At 63.2% G+C, this 17,344-nt stretch carries 15 protein-coding genes; 5 read left to right on the top strand and 10 right to left on the bottom strand.

Annotation, left to right across the window (positions count from 1 at the left end; all coding sequences use genetic code 11):
• Positions 1 to 6: 6 nt before the first annotated feature.
• The 3 genes from BW39_RS16460 to BW39_RS16450 all read right to left on the bottom strand — a co-directional run bounded on the left by BW39_RS16460 (position 7) and on the right by BW39_RS16450 (position 2,809).
• The gene (locus tag BW39_RS16460) at positions 7 to 1,107 is read right to left on the bottom strand and encodes an alkene reductase (protein ID WP_043823061.1); all 1,101 of its coding nucleotides are present in this window, start codon (positions 1,105 to 1,107) and stop codon (positions 7 to 9) included.
• A gap of 114 nt (positions 1,108 to 1,221) precedes the next feature.
• Positions 1,222 to 1,803, bottom strand: a complete 582-nt coding sequence (locus tag BW39_RS16455) for a TetR/AcrR family transcriptional regulator (RefSeq protein WP_043823058.1) — start codon at positions 1,801 to 1,803, stop codon at positions 1,222 to 1,224.
• Between the two features lie 55 nt (positions 1,804 to 1,858).
• On the bottom strand, positions 1,859 to 2,809 hold the full coding sequence (locus BW39_RS16450) for a LysR family transcriptional regulator (protein WP_043823055.1): 951 nt from the start codon (positions 2,807 to 2,809) through the stop codon (positions 1,859 to 1,861).
• A gap of 123 nt (positions 2,810 to 2,932) precedes the next feature.
• On the opposite strand from BW39_RS16450, the gene BW39_RS16445 reads away from it, so the two are divergent.
• From BW39_RS16445 to BW39_RS16425, 5 genes are all read left to right on the top strand, one after another.
• Entirely contained in the window at positions 2,933 to 3,949 is a 1,017-nt protein-coding gene (locus BW39_RS16445; protein WP_043823053.1) for a Bug family tripartite tricarboxylate transporter substrate binding protein, read from the top strand.
• 4 nt (positions 3,950 to 3,953) lie between these two features.
• A complete protein-coding gene (locus BW39_RS16440; protein ID WP_043823051.1) occupies positions 3,954 to 5,870 on the top strand; it encodes an AMP-binding protein in 1,917 nt (638 codons plus the stop codon).
• 194 nt (positions 5,871 to 6,064) lie between these two features.
• Positions 6,065 to 6,793 carry a DUF4198 domain-containing protein gene (locus BW39_RS16435; RefSeq protein ID WP_043823049.1) on the top strand — a complete coding sequence of 243 codons (729 nt, stop codon included), beginning with the start codon at positions 6,065 to 6,067 and terminating at the stop codon, positions 6,791 to 6,793.
• 194 nt (positions 6,794 to 6,987) lie between these two features.
• Positions 6,988 to 7,728, top strand: a complete 741-nt coding sequence (gene modA, locus BW39_RS16430; protein WP_043823047.1) for a molybdate ABC transporter substrate-binding protein — start codon at positions 6,988 to 6,990, stop codon at positions 7,726 to 7,728.
• A 35-nt stretch (positions 7,729 to 7,763) separates the two neighbouring features.
• Positions 7,764 to 8,429, top strand: a complete 666-nt coding sequence (locus tag BW39_RS16425; protein WP_043823045.1) for a molybdate ABC transporter permease subunit — start codon at positions 7,764 to 7,766, stop codon at positions 8,427 to 8,429.
• Positions 8,430 to 8,469: 40 nt separating this feature from the next.
• Here BW39_RS16425 and BW39_RS16420 read toward each other — a convergent pair whose 3' ends face one another.
• From BW39_RS16420 to BW39_RS16400, 7 genes are all read right to left on the bottom strand, one after another.
• Positions 8,470 to 9,183: a hypothetical protein gene (locus BW39_RS16420; protein WP_043823043.1), complete on the bottom strand. Its 714-nt coding sequence runs from the start codon at positions 9,181 to 9,183 to the stop codon at positions 8,470 to 8,472.
• A 107-nt stretch (positions 9,184 to 9,290) separates the two neighbouring features.
• Positions 9,291 to 10,163, bottom strand: coding sequence for a hypothetical protein (locus BW39_RS16415; RefSeq protein ID WP_043823081.1), 873 nt, complete (start codon positions 10,161 to 10,163; stop codon positions 9,291 to 9,293).
• Between the two features lie 14 nt (positions 10,164 to 10,177).
• Positions 10,178 to 10,597, bottom strand: coding sequence for a hypothetical protein (locus BW39_RS16410; protein ID WP_235264221.1), 420 nt, complete (start codon positions 10,595 to 10,597; stop codon positions 10,178 to 10,180).
• Positions 10,598 to 10,657: 60 nt separating this feature from the next.
• Positions 10,658 to 11,236, bottom strand: coding sequence for a hypothetical protein (locus tag BW39_RS31105; protein WP_152547254.1), 579 nt, complete (start codon positions 11,234 to 11,236; stop codon positions 10,658 to 10,660).
• Positions 11,163 to 11,579 carry an RHS domain-containing protein gene (locus tag BW39_RS32010; RefSeq protein ID WP_081816229.1) on the bottom strand — a complete coding sequence of 139 codons (417 nt, stop codon included), beginning with the start codon at positions 11,577 to 11,579 and terminating at the stop codon, positions 11,163 to 11,165. The genes BW39_RS31105 and BW39_RS32010 overlap by 74 nt, the downstream gene beginning before the upstream one ends.
• A gap of 643 nt (positions 11,580 to 12,222) precedes the next feature.
• On the bottom strand, positions 12,223 to 12,612 hold the full coding sequence (locus BW39_RS30415) for a VOC family protein (protein WP_081816228.1): 390 nt from the start codon (positions 12,610 to 12,612) through the stop codon (positions 12,223 to 12,225).
• Between the two features lie 4 nt (positions 12,613 to 12,616).
• Positions 12,617 to 17,344: an RHS repeat-associated core domain-containing protein gene (locus BW39_RS16400; RefSeq protein WP_052155360.1), complete on the bottom strand. Its 4,728-nt coding sequence runs from the start codon at positions 17,342 to 17,344 to the stop codon at positions 12,617 to 12,619.

Below are 17,344 nucleotides of genomic sequence, written 5' to 3'. Positions count from 1 at the left end.
GCCGGCTCAGGCGGCCACTGGCCAGTCCGTGTAGCCCTGGGCACCGCCGCCGTAGTAGGCCTCGTGCGGGGCCACGGCCAGTTCCTTGCCATGGCGCAGGCGGGCCACCAGGTCGGGGTTGGCGATGAAGGGGCGGCCGATGGCCACGGTGTCGATCAGGCCCTTTGCGCGGCGGTCCATGGCCAGTTCCAGGTCATAGCCGTTGTTGCCCATGTAGGCGCCGTCAAAGAGCTTGCGCAGCGCGTCCAGGTCCACGCCCGGCGGCAGTTCGCGCGAGCCGCCGGTGGCGCCTTCCACGACGTGCAGGTAGGCCAGGCCGAAGCGGTTGAGCTGGGGGATGAGGTAGCCGTAGAGGGCCATCACATCGCTGTCCAGCGGCGTGTTGCCGGCGTTGGGCGTGACGGGCGACAGGCGGATGCCCACGCGGTCGGCGCCCCAGACCTTGGCCACGGTGTCGGTGACTTCCAGCGTCAGGCGGGCGCGGTTTTCGATGCTGCCGCCATAGGCGTCGCTGCGGTGGTTGGTGGAGTCGCGCAGGAACTGGTCGAGCAGGTAGCCGTTGGCCGAGTGCACTTCCACGCCGTCAAAGCCTGCACGCTTGGCGCATTCGGCCGCATGGCGGTACTGCTCGACGATGCCGGGGATTTCGCTGGTTTCCAGGGCGCGGGGCATGGATACCTCGGCCACGCCGTTGGGCGTGAAGGTGACGCCTTCGGCCTTGATGGCAGAGGGGGCGACAGGGGCCACGCCACCGGGCTGCAGGTCCACGTGCGAGTAGCGGCCCACGTGCCACAGCTGGGCCACGATCTTGCCGCCGGCCGCGTGCACGGCGTCGGTGACCTTCTTCCAGCCGGCGACCTGTTCCTCGGTCCAGATGCCGGGCGTGAGGTTGTAGCCCCGGCCCTGTGCGGAGATGTTGACGGCTTCGCTGATCAACAGGCCCGCGCTGGCGCGCTGGGCGTAGTAGGCGGCGTGCAGTTCGGTGGGCACGCCGTCGTCACCGGCGCGGCTGCGGGTCAGCGGGGCCATGACGAAGCGGTTGGCGAGCGACAGGCCGCCCAGTTGGGTGGGGGAGAACAGATCGGTGTGAAGGCTGTGGTCGGTCATGGTGTGCAGTGGTGGTGGTTGAACAAAAGGAAGAGGGATGGGTAAGAGGTGAAGGGTTTGAAGTTGACCAGTCGTCTACAAGCAAGGCAAATAAAAAGCGGCGGCCAGGCCTGCTCAGTCCAGCAGCCGCTTCGTGGACACGAGCGCTGCGGCAAATGGCTCCTCATGCCGGCCCAGCTTGGACAGCAGGGAGGCGCCCAGCCACAGCTGGTACAGCGATTCGGCCAGCGCAGGCGCATCCAGATCGGATGTGATGGAGCCATCGGCCTGGCCGGCGCGCACGCAGTCGGTCAGCCGGGTGATGATGGCGTCGGTGCCGGTGCGCAGCACCGAGCGCATGTCGTCGGACAGGTCGCAGACCTCGGGGCCCAGCTTGACCACGAGGCACTGGCCTCCTGCATGGGCCGAGCACTGGTTCTGCGTCCAATGGCGGAAGTAGGTCATCAGCCGGGAGATGGCCGGATCGGGCGTCTCCATGAGCGCATCGATCTTGGCCAGGTACTCGTCGAAGTACTCCTGCAGCAGGGCCTGGCCGAACTCTTCCTTGGATTTGAAGTAGTAGTAGAAGGAGCCCTTGGGCACGCCCGCAGCCGCGACGACCTCGGCCAGGCCGACGGCCGTATAGCCTTTCTGGGTCATCAACGCCTTGGCCACATCAAGGATGTGCTGGCGTGTTTCCTGTGCGGGTTTCTTCATGGGATCGAAGTCTAACGTAAAAACCGACCAGTCGTCTACAAACTTTGTTCCCGCGTCATTCCGACGGTTGCAAGGCCTGCGCCGTGTCGGGCAAGTCACCCGGCCGGATGATGCGCGCAAGGCCCATCCTGTCGCTCAGAAAGTCGATCAAGGCGCGGGCGGCGCCGGACTGGAAGCGGTTGGGCATGTACAGCATGAACATGCGGCCCTGGTTGATGCTGAATTCGTAGTCCTGCATGGCCAGCACGACGCGGCCATCTTCCACCTGGCGGCGCACCATGTAGTCGGGCACCAGCCCCACGCCCAGGCTGGAGGTGATGCAGTCGCACAGGAAAGGGTAGCTGCGCGACATCAGCGTGGGCGTGATGTCCAGCTCCTCCAGCGGCTGGCCGTTCCGCGCAATCTGCAGGCGCACCTTGCCGCTTTCGCCGCCCGATGTGATGAGCGGCGTGCGCGACAGCTCGGACGGGGTCTCCGGCAGGCGGTGGCTGCGCAGCCAGTCGCTGGAGGCGCACAGGCTGTAGCGCACCGGCCCCATGTCGCGCGCCACCAGCATGGGTGGCGGGTCGGACATGACGCGGATGGCGATGTCCACGCTGTCCTTGAGCAGATTGTCGATGAAGTTCTCCAGGCGGATGTCCAGCACCACCTGCGGATGGGCGCGCTTGAACTCGATCAGCCACGGCGCTATGACCAGGTGGCCGTAGCCGGTGGGCACGCTCAGCCCGATCTTTCCCGAGATGTCGTCCGTGCTGCTTTGGGCCAGTTCGCGCACCAGTTCGGTCTCGTTGAGGATGTTGCGCGCATGGCGGTAGATGCGCTGGCCGACCTCGGTGGCCTCCACGCCCTGGGGCGTTCTGCGCAGCAGCGATGCGCCAAGGGACTTCTCCAGCCGGGCCAGGTGGTAGCTCACGTTGGCCCGCGACATGTTCAAGAACTTTGCCGCCTGGCTCAGGTTTCCGTGTTCGATGATCTGGACAAGGATGTTGAATGCCAGGAGATCCATGCGCTGCAGTCCAAGGGGGTGTCAATATTGTTTGACATGATGTCAACCGCCGCCGCCATTGTCAAAGAGGGTGCGCTGGGCAGAATGGGCCAGCCAGAACACATAAACATTCAAGGAGACAAGATGGCAGGCATCACAAAAAGACAGGCGTTGGCCAAGGGCATGGCGCTGGGCGCCATCGGCGTGGCTGCGTTCGCATCGCTGTGCGGCGCGGCGCAGGCCAATACCGATACCGGCGCCTGGCCCGACAGGCCGATTCGCCTGGTCGTTCCCTTCCCGCCGGGCGGACCCACCGATGGCGCGGCGCGCGTCTACGCCGAGGCGCTGGCGCGCCAGCTGGGCCAGCCCGTGGTGATAGAGAACAAGCCCGGCGCATCGGGCGCGGTGGCGGCAGGCCAGTTCCGCACGGCAGCGCCTGACGGCTATACGCTGATGATGATGGTCACGCCCACCATCATGGCGCCGCATTTCTTCAAGAACGTCAAGTTCCACCCGGCCACGGATTTCGCCCCGGTCACCAAGATCTATGACTTGCCCAATGTGATTGCGGTCAATGCGCAGTCCTTGCCCAAGGTGACGGACCTCAAATCGCTGTTCCAGTACGCCAAGGCGCAGCCCGCCACGCTGGACTACACCAGCTCCGGGGCGGGCAGCTCGGGCCACCTGAGCATGGAGCTGATGAAATCCGCCAAGCTGCACACCATGCAGCACGTGGCCTACAAGGGCAGCGCGCCCGCCATGAACGACACGCTGGGCGGCGTGGTGCCGGTGATCTATGCGGACATGGTGTCTGCGCTGCCCCATATCCGCAGCGGCCGGCTGAAGGCGCTGGCGGTGGGCACGCCGCAGCGCGTGAAGGCGCTGGACGGCGTGCAGACCATGGCCGAGCAGGGCTTTGGCGGCTATGAGGCATCGTCCTGGGGCGGGCTGGTGGCACCCAAAGACACGCCGCGCGCCATCATCGACAAGCTCAGCGCCACCTCGCGCCAGCTGCTGGCCACCGACGAGGTGCGCGACCGCTTCGAGAAGATCGGCGTGACGGCCGCCTACCTCAACCCCCAGGACACCGAGGGCCTGATCCGCAGCGACTACACACGCTGGGGCGAGGTGGTGCGCACCAACGGCCTGGGCGCGGAGTGAATCCATGGCCATGAGTCCTATTCCTGTGCAATCCATGTTCCGGCCCCTGCGGGCCGTGCGTTCCCTGGCCGATGTGGAGGCCATCGAAAGCCAGCCCATGGTCGGGCTGATCACGGCGCAAACGGTCTACGACCTCTTTTGCAACTCCGCGCGTGAGCACGGCCAGGGCAGGGCACTGAGCTTTCTGCCCCAGGCCGGCAGCGCGGATGATGCCCGGCACCTGAGCTATGCCGAACTGCTGGGCAAGATCCACCAGACGGCCAACGCCCTGCATGCGCTGGGCATGGGCGCCAGCGACACGGTGGCCATCCTGCTGCCCGGCTGCATGGAGTACCACTTTGCGCTGTGGGGCGGCGAGGCGGCGGGCATCGTGCAGCCCATCAATCCGCTGCTGAGTGCCGAGAAGATCTCTGCCCTGATGCGGACCACGGGCGCGCGCTTTCTGATCGCCTGGGCGGACGAGGACGATGCCGGCATCCGGGACAAGGTGGCGTCGCTGGATGCGGACCTGGCGCATGTGCTCTGGGTCTCGCATGAAGGTCGGGTTCCCCAGGCGAATGGACAGCGCTGGCCCGCCAGCGATCTGCATGCCGCCCTGGCCGCCCAGCCCTCCGACCGGCTGGTGAGCGGGCGCCAGCCCCAGGCCGGCGACGTGGCGGCCTACTTCCATACCGGGGGCACCACGGGTGCGCCCAAGATCGCCGTGCAGACGCATGGCGCCCAGGTCTACACCGCCTGGGCCAGCGTGCAGATGCAGGGCCTGAACACGGCCGACCGCACCATCAACGGCTACCCGCTGTTCCATGTGGCGGGCGTGCTGCCGGGCTCGCTGGCCTGCTTCTCGGCCGGGGCCCACGTCATCATTCCGACCACGGGGCTGTTTCGCAACAAGGCCGTGATTGCCGGCTTCTGGCGGATGGCGGCACAGTGGAAGCCCACGCTGATGTCGGCCGTGCCCACGGTGCTGGCCGCGCTGGTGGAGGTGCCGCTGCAGGGGGCCGATGTGTCCTCCATCCGCTACTTCCGCACGGGCGCCGCGCCGCTGTCGCCCGAGGTGGCGGCGCGCTTCAAGGCGCACAGCGGTTTCCATGTGCACGAGAGCCTGGGCATGACCGAGATGACGGGCATCTCCACCATCACGCCGCCCGGCCTGCACGCGGCGGCGGGCCATGTGGGCCTGCGCCTGCCGTTTGCGCGCCTGACCGTGCGCCGCATGGGGCCGGACGGCAGGCCATCGGACCAGGAAGCGGCGCCCGGCGAAACCGGCATGGTGGTGTTCCAGTCGCCCAACCTGTTTTCCGGCTACCTGGGCGGCATCGAGCCGTCCAGCTACCTCACCGATGACGGCTGGCTGATCACGGGCGACCTGGGCTCGGTGGGCGCCGATGGCCTGCTGCGGCTGCGCGGGCGTTCCAAGGACGTGATCATCCGCAGCGGCCATAACATCGATCCGCAGGTGATAGAGCAGGCGCTGGAGCGCCATCCCGCCGTCAAGGCCTGCGCCGCCGTGGGCGCACCCGATGCCTATGCGGGCGAGGTGCCTGTGGCCTTTGTCGCGCTCCACCCCGGCGCCCAGGCCGATGAGACCGAACTGCTGGCCTTTGCCGCAGCCGGCGTGGACGAAGCGCCCGCGCGCCCGCGCTATGTGCGCATCATCGATGCGCTGCCCACCACCAACGTGGGCAAGGTCTACAAGCCGCGCCTGCGCAGCATGGCCGCAGAAATCTACGCCCGCACCCTCGTGGCCCAGGCGCATGAGCGCATGGGCCTGCCGCTGCCGCCCGCGGCCAGCACCACGCACGCGGAAGGCGAGGGCTTTGTGCTGCGCCCGGCCAGGGCGGCTGACCGGAGCCCTTGGGAGCAGGCCGCTGAGGCGCTGGCCTTCACGGGCGAGCCGGTGCGCATCGAGGATGCCGCCTGAACGCTGGGCCGGACCCCATTGCAGCCACCTGGTGAACTGCGCCGGGGCGGTGTGCAATGCGCATAGAATGCAAACCATTCGCATTCAATAACCAATGCGGCGCCATGCGGCCGCACCCCACTCCCCAAGCGCGTTCATGCCGTCGGCCCGTTGTAGCGCCGATGGCTGTTTTTTTGTCCTTTGAGGAAGCTGCAATGAAAAAACACTGGATTCTTGTCTCCGCACTCCTGGCCGCCAGCGGCGCCAGCCAGGCCCACCAGATCTGGCTGGAACAGCCGGCCGGCGAAACCGCCGTGATCCGCTTTGGCGAGTTTGGCGACAACCTGCGCGAGACATCGCCGGGCCTGCTCGACAAGTTCGGCAAGCCCGTGGCCACCCTGGTGTCTGCCCAGGGCGAGAAGGCGGCCGATGGCCGCAAGACCGGCACCGGCTTTGCGCTGCCCTTCAAAGCCGGCCAGGGCGAAAGCATCGTGGCCGAGGATGCCGGCTATCCGCTGTACACCAGCAAGAAGGGCGAGCAGGAACTGCGCAACTGGTACCACCCGGCTGCACGCCTGATCACCGGCTTTGCCGCCCAGGCCCCGCGCCTGACGCTGGATGTCGTGCCCTCGGGCAAGGCCGGCGAGTTCAAGGTCATCTACAAGGGCCAGCCCCTGCCCAAGGCCAAGGTGGTTCTGACCGTGCAATCGGGCTGGAGCAAGGAAGCCCATGCCGACGAGCAGGGCCTGGTGCAGTTCGACATGCCCTGGAAGGGCACCTACGTGGCCGAAGCCACGCACGACGAGCGCAGCGGCGGTGAGCGCACCGGCCCGAACGGTGCAGAAAAATACGACGGTGTGCACTATGTGACCTCGGTCACCTACGTCAAGCCCGAAGGCGTGGCGCCCATCGCTGCCGGCCCTGCGGCCAAGCCCAACAAGTAAGCGCTGCGGCCAGACACCTTGGCCCGAGACGCAGGCAGCCATGCCTGCCGGCCTCCATGCCTCATGCATGGAGGTTTTTTTATGGGCGCTGCAGTAGGAACACATGGGTGGGTGCGGGATTCGTCGTATACGATTGAATATTTCGTAAAGAGAGGGGCGTGGGCTTCAACGCCGCGTTCTAGAAGAGGAAATCCATGTTCAAACGCATACTGTCCCGCGGCTTGGCGCCGTTCCTGGCGCTGTTGTTGGCTGGCTCGGCCAGCCTGGCCCATGCCGATGAAGGCCTGCTGCTGGCCGCTGGCGCCGGCTACCGCAAGCCCGTGCTGGAACTGCTGCAGGCCTTCAGCCAGGCCACGGGCATTCGCGCCGAGGCCAGCTTTGGCAACATGAAGCAGATCGAGACGCAGGCCCGCCAGAACCCCGAGATCGCCGTGCTGATCGGCGACCGCGCCTTTGTCGAGCCTATGCAACTGGCCGAGCGCTACATCACGCTGGGCCAGGGCCAGCTGGTGCTGGTCGCCGCGCGCGGCCAGCGCCTGGAAAGCGTGCAGGACTTGGCCAGGCCCGAATTCAAGCGCATTGCCATCGCCGACCGCAGCAAGGCCGTGTACGGCAACGCGGCGCGCATCTGCCTGGAGCGCCTGGGCCTGGCGCAGACGCTGGGCGAACGCCTGGTCGAAGTGGCCACGGTGCCCCAGGTCAGCGCCTATGTGACCACCGGCGAGGTGGACGCAGGCTTTGTCAACAAGACCGAGGCCCTGGCCCTGAAAGACCGCGTGGGCGCCAGCGTGCCGGTGGCGGCCAGTTGCCATCCGCCCATTGAACTGAGCCTGGCCGTGCTCAAGGGCCACGCCTCATCGCCGCAACTGCAGGCGCTGCTGGACTTCATCGCCACGCCGCAGGCCCGCCAGGTGCTGGAGCGGCACGGCCTTTGATGGGCCACCCATTGCCTGCTGGCAGCTGACAGTCCATGACCGCCTCCGTTTGCGCCCAGGCGCCGCTGGCCCTGACTGCGCATGTCATTGGCTGGAGCCTGATGCTGCAATTGCTGGTGGGTGCGGGCCTGGGCTGGCTGTTGGCGCGGCGCCGGTTTGCGGGGCGCCAGCTGGTCGATGCACTGGTCAGCCTGCCGCTGGTGTTTCCGCCCATCGTGCTGGGCTATGGCCTGCTGGTGCTGCTGGGCCGGCAAGGGCTGCTCACCCAACTGCTGCCTGCCGTGCTGCAGCCCGACATCGTGTTTTCGCAAACGGGCCTGGTCATTGCGGCCTTCATTGCCGGGTTGCCGCTCATGGTCAAGCCCACGCAGGCCGCCTTTGCAGGCACTTCGCCACGCCTGCTGGAGGCGGCGGCCATACTGGGGCACCGCCCCTGGTCGGTGTTCTGGCGCATCGAGCTGCCGCTGGCCCGGCGCGGCATTGCGGCTGGCCTGATCCTGTCGGGGGGCCGTGCGCTGGGCGAGGTCGGCCTGTCGCTCATGCTCGGCGGCAACATCATCGGCCGGACTGAGACCCTGTCACTGGCCATCTACAACAACGTGCTGGATGGCAATCTGGCCTGCGCCAATCAACTCTCTCTGATGCTGGGCGTGCTGGCCATGGCGGCCTTCATGGTGCTCAGGCGGTTTGGCGCGCTGTAAGCAGCGGGCAGGGCCGGGCAGGGCGCAAGCTGGAAAGGAGTCAGGGCAGGAACGGCGAAGACAGCAGCCGCAGGCCGATGGAAAACCACCGCTCCTGCGTGCTGCTTCCCGCGCGATTGCCGTAGGTGGCATCGATCTGCACATGTCCAGGCACCAGCCAGTAGCGCAGGCCCATCTGGTAGAAGGGCTTGCCCTGGTTCTGGCCGAATGTCTCGGCAATCAGCCAGGTGCTCTGGCTCAATTGGGCCTCGGTGGCCAGGCCCCAGGTCATGAGGTTGCGATGCGTCTGCGCCGTGCGCAGCCAGCCCACGTTGGTGTGGAAGAACAGCCGGTCATCGCGCAGCGAGAACGTGACGGGCACATAGGCGTACAGATCTCCCCGGCCCTGGCCCTCGTCATTCGGATGCCGGGCATTGCCCACGGCCAGGCCCCAGCCCCAGCCATTGGGCTGCAGTTCCTTGAACAGGGTCTTGCCCTGGATCACCACATCCGTGGTCCGGCTGCTGCCGTCCTCTCGCGTGCGTGCCGCGCCCAGCGTCAGCTCCAGATTGCCCGTGAAATTGCAGGCCGGCTGGGCCCAGAACTCCGTGCTGTCCTTTTTGGACTTGACCCAGCTTTCCAGCTGGCAGGACTTGGAATCGACGATGCGGGCATCGTCCGTGATCATGGGCCGGGCTGCATGGGCCGGGCTGGTGCCGAGACAGGCTGCCAGGCCCAGGGCTGCCGCCGTCCAAAGGGAGTGGGAATTGCGCATGGCCCGCCATCCTAAAGCCGAAAAATGACGCCATCAGAACATTGCTGTGCCAGGAGCGCCACAACAACGGCTGTGCACGGATTTGCCCCATATCGCCCCATATGCCCTTATATGGCTGGCACATCGAGGCACAGACGCAGACCCGCCATCTGCCCTGGCATGTTGGCCAGCGGCAGCTGAAGCTCCGTCAGCAGCATGGCCTGCTGCATGGGATGCTGAAACGGATAGAACGCCGCCGCACCGCCACGGATGCGCCACTCGTGCGGACTGGCCTGCAGCCGGGTGAACGTGGCCACCGCCAACGCCGCCATTCCCCTGGGATTGGAGGCCGCGCGGTTGAGCCGACCATCGCCAAACTGCGTCAGGCACACATCACCGGACAGATCGCGCTGGGGAACTGCGTCCCCGCACACATACAGCCGCTCCGTGCCTGCCTTCGCAATGTACTCCCACTCATGGTCCCAAGGCAGGCGATAGCCCGTGGCAGCCAAAAAGCGCTGCGCTTCCTCTTGCGTGACATAGGCGGGAAACGGCCCGTCCTCGCTGGAGAAATCAGGCCGCTCCAGCCCATCGCACAACTCCACATGCTCTTCAATCACCCACTCGAACGTGGGAAAGCGGCCCATCAGAAACGCGGGCACATGCACGGGACCGGCCTCCTGCGCAGCATGAATCACTGGCGCAATCAAGGACCAGTCCTCCGCAGGGATCGAATCGCGCAACGTCGTCAGCCGCTGCGCCGTTGCCCCGTAGGTGAAATCGCCGCCCAGGACCAGGGTCAGCGTGGTCTCATGCTGCGCTTCGTAAAAACAGGGAACCTCCCATGCCGCGCCCTCAGCAGGTTCCGTAGAGACGAATGGTTTGGCGAACTCGAAGCCGCGCGGCAGCCCCTCCAGAATGGCTTGGGCAATCTCTGCGCGGCGGGAGGGCAGTGTGGATTGCCAGGATTGGGGGCTGGCGAGTTCAGGGATGGTGTGCATGGTCGGGACAAAAATCACATGACTTCAAACAGATGAAATTTGATGCTGTGCGGATTTTTGCCGAAATCTCCAGGCAGTTCGCCACGCATGGTCAGATCGCACCTCTTGTCTTGCCTGAAAACATCCATCTCGTAGCCCCAGCCTCCGTAATTCAATCGATAGACCCTGATTGAGGAATTTTCATCGTCGGCACAAATTTCATCTTCTTCCAGAATGATCTGGCTACCTATTGGAGGAGGTGCAAGCGAGGTGAAATCGTCTTTGCCGAGATAATTTTCCAATGCTTCCAAAGCCTCATCCATTTGCAGTGGGCTGATACCGAAGTGGGCTTCAAGGGTTTTCAGATCTTGGTGAAAGAATGCGGTCGCCAGCAAGCGGATGTATTTCTCTGCGGTCTCCAGATTTAGTGGATGAAAATTTTGGGTTGTATTCATATGAATGGGCAGCTGCCATGTCTGGATCTTAAATAAAGATTGTAGAACCATTGGTGGAAATTATTTCAATATATGGCCCGTGGCTACTAATATTTGTTTTATTTTTCTAAGCTTCCTGTTACTCCTTCTCGCCAGTACTGCAGATATTTCAGCGAAGTCATTTTCAACAGCCTTGGTGGAGATTTTTCTGTTTTTCATATCATCGATTATTGCGGCATTGGTTTCAAATGTAAGAGCTAGAGGGTTTTCCTTGTGGTATGAAAATCTACAAACGCATAGATCATTAATGATGAGTGCGCCATCGGAGTTTTTGTTGTCAAGGAACAATCTCATGTTGGCTGGCTTATTAATCATATTAAGGATGGTGGATAACCTGAATCCATGGAAATCAAGGCCGCTGCCCCATATTTTCCCTTTGAGCGTGTATATCTTGAAGTTGATTCCCTGGTTTCTATTAACTATGGAATAATATTTTTCGAATAATTCATGGTCATGCGGATCTCCCTCTCTGGAAAATCCCGTAGATGCCAGGTCTTCTACGCTTTCTGGCACCGTTGCCGATGTTTCAACAGTCAGACATATTTCTCCAAATAAATATTTGTTTAAAATAATGCTTATATTTGGGTAATCGATTGTCATAATGGGAGGTTATGTGTCCAACTGTATGGTCTTCAATAATACATTTGCCTTTTGCAAAGGGTATCGTGTGGCGACAAAGAAGGTCAGGCAATCGGCTCTGATTCTTAAGATGTTCAGTCCCACAGTGAGATGCCACGACCAGTAGTCCAAGAGTAGGCCGTGGTGCGGCCCAGACCCCTTGGCCTTGTTCGTCGGTCAACTCGAGTGGCGCGCCAATCTGGTCGCATTGGTACCAGTAGGGGCTGTGTTCCTCGCCCGCTCCCTGAATGGTGGCCAGTGGCACAACGCTCCCCGGCTCGTAAATATAGAGCGCCTGTCTTGTACCTCGCTGGCTGTGCACCATGAGGTCGCCATCCCACAGGTAGAGGGTGCTGCCGAAGGCATCGCTTGGAGACGCGCCGACCTAGGGGGTCGTAGGCGTAGCGGGTGGCCCGGGTGACTCCGTGGCGCGTGGTGTTTGATTCGATGAGCTGGTGGTCTGCGTTCCAGGTCAGGTCCAGCACTTCCTGGGTGCCGGCCTTCTGGTTGCCCCGGGTGCGCTTTGTGACGTTGCCGTGCACGTCGTATTCAAAGTGCAGGTCTTGGTAGAAGCGCAGGCGGTTGTCGCCCACCACGCCAAGAGTGGTGTCCACGGGCTGGCCGTCTTTGCCGGGGATGGAGTCCAGCAGGTTGCCGGCGGGGTCGAAGGCAAACAGCTCGCGGGCCAGCGGGCTGCCCTGGGAGGGCAGACTGGTGAGCTTGTCTACCCGTGTAGCCTTGGTCTGCCCAGGCAAGTTCTACAGTGTGGCCAGTTGCCTGCTGCACTTGCTCTAGCAAGCATTCACGAAATTTAGATGAATGAGCGAAAACTGGAAAGTAATGACGCGGATGTATCCGCAGTCTTGTGTTAATAGGTCATATTTACGGAAACGATTAAGACACAGCTGTTTTTGAATGAAGTATGAACAAATAGCGACGCTTAATATTATAGGATAAATATATTCCACTTACCATTCGAAAAAATCTAGACGTGTCCCAAATGGATCGTAGATTGACGCATATGCCCCTCCGGGGCATTCATGTATGCCGTACATATGGCCATTTGGTGTTTTTTCTGCAGGACCATCATACTCAGGAATTTTGCCTGAGATCTTTTTATATAGATACCATACGTCTACTTTATAAAATTGAACCCAATAAGATCGATCTGCTAAAATAGCATTCCATTTCTCTTCATTTCTTTCTGATATTTGTATTGAGTAATTGCTTGATATACCTTCAATAGAGAAATATTTCGAATTTTCATTGATTTCATGTGAAAGCTTAAACGGGAGTTTTTTGCAATAGAAATCTAGTGCGATGTTTATATCTTTCACGAAAATTGGTACACGGATCATAAATTTAATCGCATTGATGATTGGGCCTGGGTTTAGGCTTTGGTTTGCCTGGGCAATGGCAGCCAGCTCTGGCTACTGATACATTGGGCTTCATAGAGTGATCATATGGTTTTATTCCGGAATCTCTTAATGCCTTTAGTTCTTCCTTATAAAATGGACTTCTGGCGGATTGATCATCTGTGCCGATAATAATGAACTTGTATCCTTCTTTGGCTTTTTGCTTAATCCAATCACCGTTTGCCTTAGCTGCAGCACATGTCCATTCAATGGTGCCGGGTTTTAGATTTGAATCCATTCCTTTTGTTATATTTTGCCACTCATTAGAAATTGTTTTAAAACTATCTCCCGATCTTTCAATTCCTAGCTGTTTGGCATACGCATCAACTCCCGACTGGCCTTCACCTAGGACAATATAAGATGCTAATCCCAGTGGATCAATTAATGCAAGAGAATTCGGACCTAAACGATAAATATTTGTGCCGCCAGCCAATCCAATCGGATCCTGACTCACAAACCGCCCAACCACCGGATCGTAGTACCTAAACCGGTTGTAATGCAGCCCCGTCTCTTCATCAAACTGCTGCCCCTGGAGCCGGAAGGGCTGCTCGATGGGCGGTGGTGGATGTGATGCTTCGGGCTTTGAACCCCAAGCCCGCGCGCTGACCGGCCGATCATCGGTCCCTGTGCGCAACACACTGCGCATGACCGCCTCACCCCAGACCTTGTAGTCCGCAGCCCAGGCCACCTGGCCTTCCTCGTCGGTCAGCTCCAGCGGCGCGCCGATCTGGTCACATTGGTACCAGTAGGTGCTCTGTTCCTCGCCTGCGCCCTGCACGGTGGCCAGCGGCACAAAACTCCCCGGCTCGTAGATGTACAGCGCCTGCCTTGCACCGCGTTGGCTGTGCACCATGAGGTCACCATCCCACAGGTAGTGGGTGCTGCCGAAGGCATCGCTTTTGGCGACACGCCGGCCCAGGGGATCGTAGGCATAGCGCGTGGCCTGGGTGACGCCATGGCGCGTGGTGTTCGATTCGATGAGCTGGTGGTCTGCGTTCCAGGTCAGGTCCAGCACTTCCTGGGTGCCGGCCTTCTGGTTGCCCCGGGTGCGCTTTGTGACGTTGCCGTGCACGTCGTATTCAAAGTGCAGGTCTTGGTAGAAGCGCAGGCGGTTGTCGCCCACCACGCCAAGAGTGGTGTCCACGGGCTGGCCGTCTTTGCCGGGGATGGAGTCCAGCAGGTTGCCGGCGGGGTCGAAGGCAAACAGCTCGCGGGCCAGAGGGCTGCCTTGTGCGGGCAGGCTGGCGAGGATGCGGCCAGTGGGGTCGTAGCGGAAGTCCTGGCGGCCGCGCAGGGAGTCGGCACGGGCGATGAGCTGGCCTGCGGCGTCGTAGGCGTAGCCGCGCTCCAGCGTGGCGTTGGAGTTGCCGGGCCGGATCACGTGGCCGCTGCCTTGCAGCGCGGCGCGGTGGCGCAGCAGACGCCCGGCCGGATCCCAGTCGTAGCGGCTGGACAGGGCGCCCTGGCTGCGGCGCACTTCGCGGTGCAGGGCGTCGCGTTCCATGTCGGCAATGACCTGGTGTGCGGCCGGGGGCTGGCCCGGCACCTGGAGGGGCTCGATGTTGATCTGGTGCAGGTGGCCAGAGCCATAGAACAGCCAGTGCAGGGTGCGGCCGTCAGGCATGCGGGTGTGGGTGCGGTTGCCCAGTTCGTCATAGCCGTGCGAGAGGCTGCGCTGCAGTTTCTGGCGGGCCTGGCCTGTGGCATTGCCGAGAGCCTGCAGGGTCTGGGTCTCGCTGAGCAACTGGCCCACGGGGTCATAGGCAAAGGCCAGGTGGGAGGCGGCGTTGCCGGCCTGGGTCAGGCGGCCCAGGGCGTCGTAGCGGTAGGTGGTTTCTTCCACGGGGCCGGGGTGGCCCAGGGCGCGCTTGGCCAGCAGGCGGCCGAGGGCGTCGCGCTCGAAGCAGGTGACCTTGCCGGGCCCGGTGTCGCTGCCGCCGGCCTCGATGACGTGGGTGAGCTCGCCGGCGGCGTTGTAGATGTAGCGCTGCCAGCGGCCGTCGAAGCCGACTTCGTCGGTGAGCTGGTCACGCAGGTCGTAGCGGAAGTGGGTGCGGGCGTGGTTCTCGTTGTCCAGGGCGATGAGGCGGCCGGCGCGGTCGTAGTGGTAGGCGAGGCTGCGGCCTGCGGCGTCAATCCGGGTGAGCGGGCGGCCCATGCCGTCATAGGTGTAGCGGGTGCTCTGGCCCATGGGGTCGGTGTAGGCCAGCAGGTGGCCTTCGCCGTTCCAGGCGTAGAGGTGGATGGGGGTGGCGGGCTGGCTGCCTGGGGCCGCGGGGCTGGACGGCTCGATGACGCGTATCAGCTGGCCCGCATCGTTGTATTCATAGCGGGTCTGCTGGCCCAGCGCATCGGTGCGCAGCACGGGCTGGCCCAGGGCGTCGTAGGCGAAGCGCGTGGTTTGGCCCGAGCAGTCTGTGTAGGCCACAAGGCGGTCGGCCTCATCCCAGGCCAGGTGCTTGGAGCCTCCCTTGGCGTCAATGACTTCCACGGTGCGTCCCCGGGCGTCATGGCGGTAGCGTGTGGTGCGGCCCAGCGGGTCGGTGGCCTGCACAAGGTGGCCCCGGCTGTCGTATTCCTGTTGCCATTCGTGGCCGAGGGCGTCGCGCAGCGTGGTGACCAGGTCCAGCGGGTTGTATTCCAGCGTGGTGGCATGGCCCATGGCGTCGATGATCTGGACCAGGTTGCCGCGTGCATCGCGGCGCAGGGTGGTGCGGCGGCCCAGGGGGTCTATGCGGCCTGTGGAGGCGCCGGTGGCATCGGTGGGGGTCTGCTCGATGATCTGTTCGGGCGTGCCTTCCGCGATGACGGTGGCAATGATGTTGAAGCGCGCATCCCAGTGGTAGGCGGTGGTGCGGCCCAGGCCGTCGGTGTGGCGCGTGACACGCTCGTGGGGCAGGTAGGTGAAGCGGTCGTCGTCCTGGCCGGGCACCGGCGTGTCGGCGCACCAGGAGCGCAGCACGCGGCCCTGGGGGCCTTCAATGTCGTACTGGGCGAAGTAGCGGTGCCCGCTGGATTTGCGGTAGCCCACCAGCACGCCGGAGCGCCAGGCGTATTGGCGGTAGGGCTGGCTGCCGTGCAGGGTGGAGATGAGCTGGCCCTGGGCGTCGTAGGCGTACTGGGCCAGGGTCTGCGGGGCGTGCTCCGGGGCATGCAGGACCACGGCAGTCAGGCGGGCGCCGGCAAAGGCGTCCAGCGGCAGTGTGCCTGGCGCGCTCCAGTGCAGGTGCAGGCGGCGGCCTGCGGTGTCGCTCAGGCCGGCGAGCAGGGGGCGGGCAAAGGGCGCGGGTGGCTTGCCCTGTGTGGCGGGGGCCGCACCCTGGCCTGCGGCGTAGCGTGCACTCCAGGTCTGCGTTGTGGCGGGTTCGTCCGAGCCCCGGGCGTATTTCCAGTGCAACTGAACGATGTTGCCGTCGCGGTCCTGGAGCGCCGCCAGCGGCAGGCGCCATTGCTCGGGCGCTTCGCGGCGGAAGAGGCGGGACAGGCCTTCCTTGTAGGGGATGGCCCAGAGGGCGGGTGCGGGGGGGCTGAGCGTGAACTTTTCATAGATGTCGAAATGCTCGGCTCCCACGGCCAGGGAGGGCAATGTGACGTACAGGCCTGTGTCGTCTGCCAGCACGCAACCATCGGCCGACAGGCGCAGTTCCTGCGTGAATTCATGACTCCAGCCCCGGCCCCAGGGGCTTTCTTCGGCAAGGCCCGAGATGTAGCGGCGCCGCCAGACGATGGGGATGGGGCCTGAGAGGGTGAAATCGGTTTCGTCTAGGTGCTTCTGCCCGGTGGAAAGAATCACGGGAAAACGCGTGGCGCACTGCGAGCAGGGGCCCTTGCCATCGGGCTTCTTGGTGTCGCTGTGCTCGGTGGTGGGGTGCTGGTCGTTGCTGCCCTCACTCTGGGTTTTGCGCTTGTAGCGTTTGCCAGCCAGGGCCGCCAGCAGGGCGGCGCCGCTGCCCATCAGCCAACGGGCAAGCTGCATGCGGGCATTCTCCAGCTGTGCGGGCGTCATTTCTGATCCCCAGTTGGCAGTGATGTTGCGAATTTCTTCGGCAGCCTGTACCGCTGCCTGTCCGGTGCCTACGGCGCGGTTGACAAGCACGGCGCCCCCTGCGGCTTGCCCCAATACGGGCACGCCCTGCACAGCCGTCGCGGCCACGGACACGGCAAGCCCCATATAGGTTTCGGGATCCTTGAGCATTTCCATCACGGCCTCGGCCTCTGCTGTGGCCGCTGCTCCGAAGTGGCGAGCCTCCAGACCTTTGAGGACCTTTCCGCCGTTCTCGATCATCTTGGCGGTTTCAGGCGCCAGTTTGATCAGGATGGCATTGGTCAGCGTGGTGACGCCGTTGACCACCATCTCGCCCGCCTCATGGACGACAGACTTGACGTAGGTGACGTGCTGGTTGACGTGGTCCTTGACCTTGGTGAACAGGCCCACGATGACACTGACCGGATCGTGTTTGCCGGTATCCATGGCGCCGTAGCGGTTGGCCATGTCGGTGCCGTATTCCTTGACGGTGCCCAGCGGGACCTTGATGGCGCTGCTGTTGTTGGAGTGCCAGGCCACGCCGGGGTCGCCCTTGGGCTTGAGGTGGACCGGGGTGGCCGGGTCGAAGGTCCAGGCGTTGGCTGTCTGGGTGATGGCGCCATCGCCGCCGCTGAAGATGTGCGTGCCCAT

The sequence above is a fragment of the Delftia sp. RIT313 genome, from assembly GCF_000632165.1.
GTDB lineage: Bacteria > Pseudomonadota > Gammaproteobacteria > Burkholderiales > Burkholderiaceae_C > Comamonas > Comamonas acidovorans.
Note: the sequence above shows the minus strand (reverse complement) of the source record. Positions and strands in the feature narration are given on the sequence as shown.